The 12,088-nt window shown below is 62.1% G+C and carries 4 protein-coding genes and 1 pseudogene; 1 reads left to right on the top strand and 4 read right to left on the bottom strand.

Annotation, left to right across the window (positions count from 1 at the left end; all coding sequences use genetic code 11):
- Window positions 1-106: 106 nt before the first annotated feature.
- The 4 genes and pseudogenes from AB4874_RS08550 to AB4874_RS08535 form a co-directional block, all read right to left on the bottom strand.
- Entirely contained in the window at window positions 107-706 is a 600-nt protein-coding gene (locus tag AB4874_RS08550; RefSeq protein WP_368391678.1) for a site-specific integrase, read from the bottom strand.
- A 108-nt stretch (window positions 707-814) separates the two neighbouring features.
- Window positions 815-940: pseudogene (locus tag AB4874_RS08545) on the bottom strand (IS5/IS1182 family transposase); the annotation flags it as partial.
- Between the two features lie 90 nt (window positions 941-1,030).
- Window positions 1,031-9,529 carry a glycoside hydrolase family 94 protein gene (locus tag AB4874_RS08540; protein ID WP_368391677.1) on the bottom strand — a complete coding sequence of 2,833 codons (8,499 nt, stop codon included), beginning with the start codon at window positions 9,527-9,529 and terminating at the stop codon, window positions 1,031-1,033.
- The gene (locus tag AB4874_RS08535; protein ID WP_368391676.1) at window positions 9,526-10,557 is read right to left on the bottom strand and encodes a universal stress protein; all 1,032 of its coding nucleotides are present in this window, start codon (window positions 10,555-10,557) and stop codon (window positions 9,526-9,528) included. Before AB4874_RS08535 ends, AB4874_RS08540 begins: the two co-directional genes overlap by 4 nt.
- A 401-nt stretch (window positions 10,558-10,958) precedes the next feature.
- Between AB4874_RS08535 and AB4874_RS08530 the strand changes: the two genes are divergently transcribed.
- Window positions 10,959-12,032, top strand: coding sequence for a site-2 protease family protein (locus tag AB4874_RS08530; RefSeq protein WP_368391675.1), 1,074 nt, complete (start codon window positions 10,959-10,961; stop codon window positions 12,030-12,032).
- Window positions 12,033-12,088 lie beyond the last annotated feature (56 nt).

The raw sequence follows: 12,088 nt of genomic DNA, 5'->3' as shown, positions 1-12,088 counted from the left end.
TTTGCAGCAAGCGTATCTGCTACGCGGCCGCGCGTAGCTATCGCCGCTATCGCGTGGTGTCGAACGTCCTCCGCGCCACATGCGGCGAACGCCGGCTCTCCGCCCTTCAGGCCTGGAGACATCGACGAGCCTGTCGCGTTCTACTCAATACTGCAGCCACCAAAGCGATCTTGTCTTCATCGGACCAAGTAAGCGCCCCCATCGGATCATGCTTGTCTGGAGCAGTGTCCAGAACCTCTCTCCGTCTGTCGTCGGTCATCTTGCCATAATGACGATTGGTGGTCAGGTCGTTCTCATGGCCCATATTTTTAGACCACGCCTTTCGTTGCACAGACGTAAGGGGCCGGTTGTCGCATTCCGCGGCGATGGTGTGTTTTGCAGCTTGCGGCGTGTAAGTGACTGCTTGATTGCAGCAGGCTAGAGCAAATGCTTGGGAAACCGCGTGTTTGGACGCCATAGGGGCAATGGGATCTCGGTTGCTGCGCAGGCTGATCAAAGTATCCGCCCGCAACGCGCCCAGAAACGCAATTGCGAATATCGCACGCTGCCGCTTCTGCAGGTGATTTCTTAAAGGCATGGCCTCCACGATTTGGGCTGCTTCCTCCGACGTCGGGTAAGGTTTCGCGTCTCGAGGCAGGCTTTTAATACGCCGATTTTGGCAGCCGGAAGCAATCTGGACGGTCTTTGGCCAGATGCTGGACGTCATCCTGCTTGATGAGCCAGACAATGAAATCACATAGATTAGAGGTGGTGCAGTTTACGGTCGATTTCAAAGCTCCAATCCCAATACCACCGGGAACTGACCCAATACCTTCGTGTGCGCAGCATCCCAGCTCATCGCGGGATCGAACCAGATCGTCAGCGAGCCTCGGCGTTTGAGCGCGCGGTTACAGGCTGGCCAGTTCCTGGTCTTGTAGGTTGGGGGTGACGGCCTGCTCATGCATCCTAGCTACTAGGCTGGTTTCACACGATGAATCCCTCGCAGGATTTGTGCATCAGGGCCATCTCGACACCATGACGGCCAAGACCGTCAGGCCTCTGTGTGCGGCACAGGCGGATCGGGCGGCGTCGCACTCTGGGGGCGAGGGAAGATCCGCACGCGGACCGTGCGGGTCTGTCCCGCGCCGGGGAAACGCACAGTATCGCCCTTTGTGGACACGCCATCGACGGTGATCTCGGCCCGCCCCGTGCCAAGATGGTCGGGATCCTCAATCGAGAGCGCCAGCGTGCCCTGCGGCCCGCGAAGCAAGATTTTCGCCTGACCCCAATCCCGGGGCAGACATGGGGCCACACGGATCGCACCGGACAAGACCGTGACACCGAAGATGCCGTGGATGGCGAGTTGCCATGTCCAGCCGGCTGCGCCGGTATACCACGACCAACCGCCCTGCCCCGCATGAGCTTTGCCCGACACGTCGCCCGGCAGCACATAGGGTTCGCGCAAGTAAACTGCAGCCGTCTCGGGCGAAGATGTGCGCCGGATCGGATTGATGATGTCAAACACCTGCCACGCATCGTCACCCGCGCCCATCTGGGCGAAAGCAAGCCCCAGCCAGGCCGCGGCATGGGTATATTGCCCACCATTTTCGCGGATTCCCGCGGGATAGGCCTGAATATAGCCAGGATCGCGCCCGGTCAGGTGAAACGGCGGTGTCAAAAGACGGATCAGCCGCGCCTTCGGGTCGACAAGCTGGGCGCGCGCAGACTCCATCGCCTGCTGCGCCCGCGCATCGGGCGGATCGCCCGACAAGATGCTCCAGGCCTGCGCAATAAGGTCGATCCGGCATTCGTCATTGGAATCTGAGCCCCAAGGCGCCCCCTCATCGTCGAACGCGCGCAAGAACCACGCGCCATCCCACGCTTCGTCGTGAATGGCCCCCCGCAGGGCCTGAGCATGGTGCCGCCAACGCTCTGCGCGCGCGTGCTCTGCGTAGGGCTCGGCCAGCGGCGCAAAAAGCCCCGTCGTTGCGATCTCGAACCAGGCCAGCCAGACGCTTTCGCCCCGGCCCGCATCGCCCACCCGGTCCATCCCGTCGTTCCAATCGCCGGTGCCGATCAACGGTAGCCCGTGCGCGCCAACGGCAATCATCCGGTCCAGCGCACGCGCGCAATGCTCAAACACCGACGCCGAGGCGCCGGTCTCGAACCGGGCGTAGCGATCCCCCTCGTCCGGTTCCAGCTCGGCGCCCGTCAGGAAGGGGATTTCGACATCAAGGATCGCCGTATCGCCGGTCGCGGCCACATACCGCGCCGTCACATAGGCCAGCCACAGATAATCGTCCGAGCAACGCGTGCGCACGCCGCGCCCTGACGGCGGGTGCCACCAATGCAGCGCGTCGCCGGTTTCGAACTGACAGGCCGCCGCGCGCAGGATCTGGCTGCGCGCACGGGCCGGGTCTGAAAACAGCACAGCCAGGACATCCTGAAGCTGATCGCGAAACCCGTAAGCCCCGCCCGCCTGATAGAAGCCAGCGCGTGCCATCAGGCGGCAGGCCGTGTTCTGATAAGGCAGCCAGCGGTTCACCATCAGATCGAACGCCGGATCTGGCGTGGTGACCTGTACCGCGCCAAGCCGCGCTTCCCAAGAGGACGACACCTGATCAAAGGCCTGCGCGAAGGCCTCGGGGCTGCGCCATGTCGCAAGCAATGCGCCTGCTGCAGCCAGATCACTGCCCTGCCCGAGGACAAAGACGACCTCGGTCGTCTCATTGGGCTCAAGATTGAGATGGACCTGATAGCCGCCACAGGCATCGGCACCGGGCACGAAACGCCCCCCCAGATCCCAGCGTTTCAGACCCGCCGGATCGGACACACTGCCCTCCTTGCCAAGGAAATCATGCCGATCTCCGGTCAGGCTGTGGGGCTCTTGCGAGGCGCTGAGAAACGCGATCCGCGCGCCAAATTCCGGGGTCCAGCCGTTGCGCGCCAAGATGGCCTTGAGCTCGGCATCATAGATGGTGACGACATGGGGCTTCGCCGCACTCTCCATCGCGCCCAGCACCCATTCCGCATAATAGGTTGCCGTCACCCTGCGGGTCAGCGCCGAGCGGTTCTTCAGACGCAGCCGGATCAGCTTGACCGGCGCATCGGTTGGCACCAGCGCGATCAGATCTTGCTCAATCTCGTGGCTGAACTGGGTCCAGCGCGTGTAGCCCTTGCCATGGCGGATCTGACACTCGGCCGCATGCCCAAGCGGTGCCGGTGTCGGCGTCCAGACTTCTGCTGTCGCCTCATCGCGCAGATACAGCACCTCGCCCGGTTCATCGGCAACCGGGTCATTGGACCACGGCGTCAGCCGATTTTCGCCACTGTTGAGCGCCCAGGTCATGCCAAGGCCGCTCTCGCTGACGATCGTGCCAAACTCTTCATTGGTCAGCACATTGCACCAGGGCGCGGGGGTATGTGTGCCCGGTGCCAGATGGATCACGTAATCCTGGGTCTGCGGATCGAACCCGCCCAATCCGTTGTCGAACTGGAGCGATGCCGGGCGCGCAAGCGGCTGGCGGGTCTCAAACCCAATGCTGCCAAGCGGTTGGAAGGGCGGCGCGGGAAACCGGGTTTCGAGCATCCGGTCGAGCAATTCGGACAGATCCTCCGCATCCCGCTCAAGGACGACATGGGCCGCAGCCGTCAGGCAAGCCAAGGTTTCGGAGTCCGTCTGATCCGCTGACAGCAGTCGCAAACCGCCGTTCCGCCCCAGCGAACTCTCCGAATGGGTGTCGCGCAGCACCGATAGGATATACTCGCGCAGCGGCCCCTCATAGCCGCTCGCGCCCATGTGCAAGATCACCAGATCGAACTGTAAGCCCCTGTGCCGCCAAAGCTTCTGGGCCCGCACGAGCGTTTCCAGAAGGGTCAGATCCTGCGTCTGGTTCACCGAAACAAGCAAGATTGGCAGATCGCCCGATATCCCCAACCGCCACAGGCCCGGCTGCCCGAGCCGGACGCCGCTAACCGATGCGGGCACCGCGCGCAGCGTTGCTGAGGGTTGTAGCAATAACGATGACATCGCCTGCAACTGAGGCAGTTTCGCAGGGTCGAGTTGAAGGCGCTGCACTTCGCGGGCGGCCTCGAGGGCGGCATCGCGGAAGGCGCGGTCAAGGGCCTGAAATGGGTAACGCGCGGCCGTGTCGAGAACATCCCCGCGCGAGGGTCCGACGACTGTCAAGAAAGCGAAGCTCCGCGTTTCCATCGGTTTCAGGCGCAAACGGACCTGCAGCGCCATCACGGGATCCAGCGTCCAGCCGGTCGTGCCGCTCAGACCCTCACGCAGACCTTGCGGATCTTTGGCCGACCCGTTGCGCCCGATAAAGCGCGCGCGATCAGTTTCGAACCCGTGGACCGTCAGATCAGGGCCTGTCGTCACCAGCCTGTGCAACAAGACCGGCGGACGGGTTTCAGGGCGGCGCGGGCGGCGCTCGAACAGCAGCGCCCCTTGATCGGGCAGATAGGTGCTGCCCACGAACAATTTGCTGAAAGCCGGGTGTCGTTCGTCTTGTTGCGGGGCTGCCAGCACGACCTCGGCATAGCTGACGATATCGACCTCACGCGCGAAATTGCTTTCATTGATGACGGTGATCTTGCGGATTTCCACATCGTCATAGGGTGCAATCGCCACCTCCATGCGCGTCGAGATATCGTCATGGCGGCGGAAGGTTTCGACCATATGTTGATGAAAAACGGTCTTGCCCTCGGGGCCACGCGCCTGGGTCGGCTGGCGACCGATGGACCAGACCGACCGCTGCGCACCCTCACGAACATAGACCCAGGTGCCGTGACAATCGCGGGTCGCATCTGGCCGCCAGCGGGTCAGGGCATCGCCCTGCCAGAATAACCCACCGCCCCCGGCTTCCGAGACGCGCGCGGACAAATGGGCATTGCCCAGCATGTGAAGCTGCGGCACGGCTGCTGCGGTCGAGGGCACCCAGGCGGGCAAAGCGGCAGGCGCAAGCACGTCGGCATCGGCGTAAGCGTCCTGAGCTTCCCTGATCTGTCCCGTCTCGATCGGGGCATCCCACGGCACGCGCTCGTGCAAAAGCAGATCCATCGCCTGAAAGGTTTCTTCGCGCATCACGCGCCTCACATGAATATCGCCCATCAGAACATTGGCGATCGCAACCAGCGTCATACCCTGATGATGCGCCATATAGGTGCGCACGGCGACGAAGCGATGCGGCCCGAACCGGCGGCTTGGAGTGAAATCCAGCGCATCGTAAAAGCCGAACGTGCCAAGCGCCTCGAGCTTTTCAAGCGCCTTGAGGTTCAGCACCGCCGCCCGCGGCAAGGCGCATAGCGCGAGCGCCGAGGCATAGGGCGCCACCACCAGATCGTCCGACAGACCACGCTTGATGCCCAAACCCGGAACGCCAAAAGCGCGATACTGATAGTCCCCACCCGCATCGGTCAGCCCATAGGCCGATTCCGAGATGCCCCACGGAATTCCCCGCTCGGTCGCGTAGCGGCGTTGATAGTAGACCGCGGTCGCCTCACTCTCGCCCAGCAGGGTGTCGCGGCGGCTTGGCAAGAACAGCGCGGGCATCAGATATTCGAACATCGACCCGCTCCACGACAGGATCGACGGCTTGCCCCGGATGCGAGTGATCGGCCGACCAAGCGCGAACCAGTGCTCGACCGGGGCATCATGCTTGGCAATCGCGAAATAGCTGGCAAGGCGCGCTTCGGTCGCCAACAAGTCATAGTGGTTGTGGTCCATGCGCCCAACGCTGTGATTGTAGCCAATCACAAAAAGCCGAGCCTCCTCATCGTAGAGAAAGGCAAAATCCATGCTATAGGCAAGCGCGCCACAGCGTTGCGCCAAGATATCCAAATCCCGCGCGAGGTCTTTTTGCCGGGAAACTCCCTCTTCGATGGCCCGCGTCAGATCATCCAGCCAAGCCCGGCTGGCTGGATCCTGCGCCGCAGCGCGCAAGGCCGCGCCAAGTTCGTCTAGAACGCGCGGCGCATCTTCGATCAAATCCGGAATCGGTCGTAGCGGGGCCAGACGCCGGGCAACATCCTGGGCAAGTTTCTCCAGCGGACCCGGCGGATCGGCCAGAAGTGCCGCCCATGGGAAAAACGATCCGACATCGCGCGCCAGCGCATGGACTTGGCGATGGAACGCGTCCAGCCAAACCTGAATTTCGCTCAGCAACTCGGTCGCGATGGCGGGAGCAGCCGCAATAGCTTCGTGTACGGCGGTCTCAATCTGATGCCAGAGCGGCCCGGCCAGCGCGTCTGCCACCTCTTTCCAGCATGTCGGATCATTGTCGGCATCTGCGATCTTCGCCTCGATCTGACGAACACAGCCCTCAAGCGCCGATTGCTGCGTCCCGCGGATGCGGCGCAGCGCCTGCGTCAAAAGCTGCGTTGTCGTGCCCAAGGCATCCCAACAGGCGCTGTCAAAGGCTGGCGCCTTGGCCGCCTCAAGGCAGCCCTGCTTCAGCGCAATCAGCGAAACGGCAAGGTTGCCGCTATCCACCATCGAGACATATTTGGGCTCGAGCGGTGCAAGCGAGCGGGTATCGTACCAGTTGAAGACATGGCCCCGATAGGTTTCCAGTCGCTCCAGCGTCTCGACCGTGTTCCGACAGCGCACCATAAGATCGCTGGTCGTCACAAAGCCCAAATCGCGGGCCGACAGCGCCGATGCAAGAAACATGCCGATATTCGTAGGCGAGGTGCGATGCGCGACCTGCCCGGTTTCATGCTGCTGGAAATTGTCCGGCGGCAGCCAGTTGTCCTCGGGCCCGGTGAAGGTCTCGAAATAGTGCCATGTGCGCAGGGCGACCCCGCGCAGGAACTGAACTTGATCCGCGCCCAGATGCTCGCGGCGCAAAAGCCGCGGCCGGGCTGTCCAGACCGCGATCTCGGGGGCGATGAGCCAGAGCAGCAAAACCGGAGCGGCTGGCCAGAACGACTGGAGATCATAGAGCATCAACTGCGCAGCGATCGTGAGCGCGAGCGCCGAGGACGGCCACATCATTTTCCAAAGGGTCGATCGGATCGGCTGATCGCGCAGCTTCGCCGCGGAATGCGCCGCCGAGGTCCATTCCAGCAAGTACTGCGGCTTGACATACAGACGCCACAGCGTGCGAAAGACGGCATCAATGCCGATCATCGTGTCTGTCACCAGGAAGGTGATCGCGAGGAACCAGCGCCCGCCCTTCTCGGTAAAGCGATGGAGCGCATAGCCCAGCGCGCCGCGCCGAAAGCCGCCCGACAAGACCCCGTAAACCTCAGCGAAAATATAGCTTCCCGGTGCCGCAAGCGCGAGAATGGTCCACAAAACGGCGCTGCCGGGCAGCACCATCCACCCCGCGATGAAGAACAAAAGCAGCGCTGGCGGCACCAGACTGCGGCGCAGATTGTCGACGATCTTCCACCGGTCCAGATTGGAAAAGACTGTGGCAACCTGCGTGCCATGCGCTGCGGGCACCCGCCGCCAAAGCCACGGCAGCAGTTGCCAATCCCCGCGCATCCAGCGATGCGCGCGCGCGGCATAGTCCAGATAGGTCGTGGGGAAATCTTCATACAGAACGATGTTGCTTGCCAGCGCGACGCGCCCGTGCAGCCCCTCGAAAAGATCATGGCTGAGAATACTGTTTTCGGGGACGCGATCGGCAACGGTGCTGAGGAAGGCGGCGACATCATAGATGCCCTTGCCAGCAAAGATGCCGACGCCGAACACGTCTTGATACACGTCAGACACCGCCCGCGAATAGATGTCGATCGCCGTATCGCCGGTATAGAGATAGGAAAAATGCGTCACGGGCTTGTCGTCCGGCATGACCTCAAGCCGGGGTTGCAAAATGGTGTATCCCCGCGCGACACGCCCCGAAACCGGGTCAAACTGCACGCGGTTCAGCGGGTGTGCGAGCGTCCCGACCAGACGGGCCGCCGACCCTGGGGGCAGCTCTGTGTCGGCATCCAGAACGATGGCGAATACGATCTCTTGAAGGCGCGCGACATCGCCCTCGACATGTGAAAAGACCTCGGGCGCCGCCAGCCCACCCGTCACGAGCTTGTTGAAGCTCTCAAGCTTGCCACGCTTGCGCTCCCACCCCATCCAGCACCCTTCGGACGGATTGAAACTCCGGCCGCGATGCAGCAGCACAAACGGCCCCCCCGCGCCCGTGTCATAGCGCGCATTCATCGCCCTTACGGTGGCTTGCAGACAGCGTTCGATCCTTGCATCGCCGGGCTGGTTTTGTTCCGGCGCATCAGGCAGATCCGTCAGCAGGATAAAGCGCAGGGCAGCATCGCGGTTGGACAACCAGCGGATTTCCATCTTCTCGGCAATATGCGCGATTTCCTCCTCGCGGCTGACGATCACCGGAACGACAACAGCCGTGGTGAACCGGGCGGGGATCTTTTTGCTGAAATCAAGCTCGGGAAGACCGCTGGGGCGCGTGAACCGCGTGATGAGCCAATGTATCACGGTCACGCTGAGAACCGTCGCAGGCAGCGCCGACAAAAGCAGGACCCCGATCCAGTGCCAGATATTGGCATCGGTCATCAACAGGTGCCACGAAGGCACCAAAAGCCCGACAAGCCACCCCAGCGCCAAGGCGCCCCAATAGAACGCGTGGCGCCGCGCCGAAAGAAAGCGACGCACCGCCATTGCCAAGGGCAGTCGACATCCAAGTGCGGCCTCTAATTCAGGTCGGCCGTCATCGATCAGCCAGTAGCCCACATGACTGCGCAGCGGATCGGTCGGGATGCGTCGCGCCAGCGCCAGCGCCTGATCTGCAACGTCCAGTTCGGAACAGCGGGCCTGCTCTGCCAAGGTCTCGACCACGGATCTGTAGCGGCTGCGCGTCTCGAGCGTCATCAATCGGTAAACATCGGCCGGATCATCGCACAGCGCCGCCTCGATGCGGCTGGTCCGCTCGACCACATCGGTCCACTTGATGGCTTGAATGCCGATCAGCGTCGTCAAGGCATCCGATACAGCCGTGGGCGGATCGCGCATAGCGGCCTGCTTGGACCAGCGCGTCGGTTCGAACCTTGGCGCCAAGGACGGCTCGAGCAGGCTGAAAGCTGCCACGAGCCGGTCCAGCGCAACCAGTCGCAGCACCGATGGCAGCGCCCACAGCTCTGCATTGCTTAGCGCAGACACGTCTTGATAGGCGACGAGATATTCCACCAGCGCATGCATCGAGACCTGATGCTGCAGGCGATCCATAAGATCCTGCGCCAAATCGACAACCCGTGGAGTACGCTCCGCCACAGGATCTGAGAGCGCAGACAGCCGGCGATAGAAGGCTGGAGGAAAGTCTTCGTCAAGCGTTCGGATGGCGCGGGTTACCTGATACGCGTTATCGAGCAACCAGTCGGCCGAGCGCATATGCGCGGGCGCGGGGTCTTTGCAAAGGGCACGGGCAGCCTCAAGCCAGCCCTCCAGTGTCGACAACCCTCGGTAGATCCCGATTTCGGCTGGCGGCCCGTCGATGGTCTTTTGCGATGCCGCAAAGGCGCGAATACCAATCGTCCAGTCCGCCGCCTGTTCTGTCGGCTCGACAAGGGTCATGTCTCTGTATCCGCAGGCTGGCGCGTGCCTTTATGGACGGGTTCGGCAGAGACATGCGCATCCCCCGAATTGCGCTGCGGTCGCATCATGAGCACCGGAATATCGGCGTGATCCAGAATGAAGCTCGCAACATGGCCCGACGGAAGAGTCGGGTCCATACCCTGACCATGCGACGCCATGATTAGCAGATCGCCGCCCCGTTCCCGGATCGTCTTGAGCAGGGACTTACGCGCATCCCCTTCGACGATCATCGTCGTCGTCGCTGGCGTTCCGTAGCCCTTCAGCATGTCGTTGATCCGGTCAAGATAGGTCCGCGCGGCTGTCTTCGCGCGCTTCACAAGGCGCATCTGCAGGTCTTGCAGCTCGCGGTCTTGCAAACCGATATTGATGCTGCCCGGATCGGGAACGACATGGCAGACGACAAGCTTTGCGTTCTGCTGCTTGGCGATAGCGGCGGCGCTGGGGATCACACTCTCGGAGACGCTCGACCCGTCCAGCGCGACAAAGACACAGGCGTAGCGCGTGGGCGCCGTGGTGAAGGCGGCGCTTGGCACCATAAGGATCGATCCGATATCGGCATCCACCAAACAACGCGCAGCGCGCCACGCATGAAGCCCCTCGGCGCCCTCGATGCGACCAAAGGCTGTGATGCCACCGGGATGACGCGCCGCATAGCCACAAAGCTGATCAATGCGGCGCCCTTCAAGAACCGCGACCTGAATCGCGTGGTCCGCCGTCTGATACTTCTGAGCCAAGTTGGTCAGCACATCATTGGCCACGCGTCGGCGGATCTCCCAATCAACAGGATCAAGCGGAGCGCCGCCCTTTTCCGCCGCCTCAAGGAAATGCAGCAAGACCACGTCGCCGCCCAGCGCCTGCGCAATGGTTTGCGCATGTGAGATAGCTCCGGCGGACCTCTGATCATCCTCGATACACACCAGAAGCTGCATCCGTTCAGCCTGACTATAGGTGGCAGAGGTTGAACTGGTCGACGGCACGTTTTTTGCTTGCATTGGCGTTTTGCCCATCATGTGTCACCTTTCCAAAATCCAAGACATGCGGACCGGCCATCTTTTGGCCTGCGATTGGCTGCGAATGGGCCTAGACGGCCTCCCTTTTGCACTCGCGTCGCTTCCGGATTCGCGGCCAAGATATGGCACCGCTGCCAGCTTCGCGCTGATTCAAATCAAGTCGCCACATCGGGAAATATGCTTCCGTCAGCGCAAAGACATGCGATGCCGTCCGACATGCCGCAAACCGCAGACATCACACGGAGCTTCAACCTCTGCGTCTTGAAGAGCAAATCGACAGGCGGAGTGCGGAACACCTTGCCCTATGGTGCCCCCGCGCCCAGACTGTTGGCACATGAAATGACAGGACGCAGGCGCGCGAGAGTTGCGATCGCCGGGCCTCTGGATCGGGAGATGATATGCGTTGGTCCTATTCGATCGGGAAAATCCGGGGCACGGAACTCAGGGTGCATATCACCTTCTTTCTGCTGCTGATCTGGATCGCGGCGGGTGCCTGGGCCACGCAGGGCCCGCAAGCCGCAACGACAAGCGTGCTGTTCATTCTGGCTGTCTTTGCCTGTGTGGTCTTGCATGAGTTTGGCCATGCCACGATGGCGGCGCGCTTCGGGGTGAAGACGCCCGATATCACGCTTTTGCCAATTGGTGGGCTGGCGCGGCTTGAGCGGATCCCCGAAAATCCGCGGCAGGAAATCCTGATCGCGCTTGCGGGACCGGCCGTGAATGTTGTGATCTGGCTGTTGCTGACGGGGCTTCTGGGCGCCGCCACCCGGCTGGGCGATCTGCAATCGATGGAGAATGCGTCGCAGGATTTCTGGGGGCGGCTGGCGCTGGTCAATTTCCTTCTTGTCGCCTTTAACATGATTCCGGCCTTCCCGATGGATGGCGGCCGGGTGTTCCGGGCCGTCCTCTCGATCTTCATGGACCGGATCAAGGCCACAGAACTTGCCGCGCGCACCGGGCAAATCATCGCCTTTCTGTTCGCGTTCTGGGGGCTAACCGGGGGCAACCCCATTCTGGTGCTGATCGCGGTGTTCATTTTCTTCGCGGCCGGGGCGGAAAGTTCGGATGCGGTGATGCGCGGTCTGGCCCATCGCGCAAAGGCGCGCGATGCGGCCATCACTACATTCCAGACCCTTGCACCAGACGCGACGCTTGAAATGGCCGCGCAAGCGATCTTGCACAGCTCTCAATCCGAATTTCCCGTGCTGGCCGCCGACGGGCGGTTGGTCGGGGTGCTGACGCGGGCCAGCGTGTTGACCCACCCAGAGGCCGAGCATCGCGCCGAACTTGTTTCAACGGTTATGATCGAAGACGTTCCAACAGTGACGCTTGAGACCGGGATGGACGCGGTACTGAACGCTTTGGCGGCAGGGTCCGCCCCCATCGTCGCGGTGCTGGACCGGGCGGGACGTCTCGTGGGCTTCATCAATCGCGAAAATATTGGTGAGTGGATCATCCTCACAAGACGCTGAAAGCGTGGAACGGCGCATCATCCCCATTCGCCAAGAAATTTGGAGTGTGTGAATAT

This window comes from Thioclava arctica (assembly GCF_040892615.1).
GTDB lineage: Bacteria > Pseudomonadota > Alphaproteobacteria > Rhodobacterales > Rhodobacteraceae > Thioclava > Thioclava arctica.
This window is presented reverse-complemented; position numbering and strand designations above follow the sequence as displayed.

Coding starts and splice junctions, on each gene's coding strand:
- AB4874_RS08550 (WP_368391678.1), bottom strand. CDS start 706: ATGACGTCCAGCATCTGGCCAAAGACCGTCCAGATTGCTTCCGGCTGC.
- AB4874_RS08540 (WP_368391677.1), bottom strand. CDS start 9,529: ATGACCCTTGTCGAGCCGACAGAACAGGCGGCGGACTGGACGATTGGT.
- AB4874_RS08535 (WP_368391676.1), bottom strand. CDS start 10,557: ATGGGCAAAACGCCAATGCAAGCAAAAAACGTGCCGTCGACCAGTTCA.
- AB4874_RS08530 (WP_368391675.1), top strand. CDS start 10,959: ATGCGTTGGTCCTATTCGATCGGGAAAATCCGGGGCACGGAACTCAGG.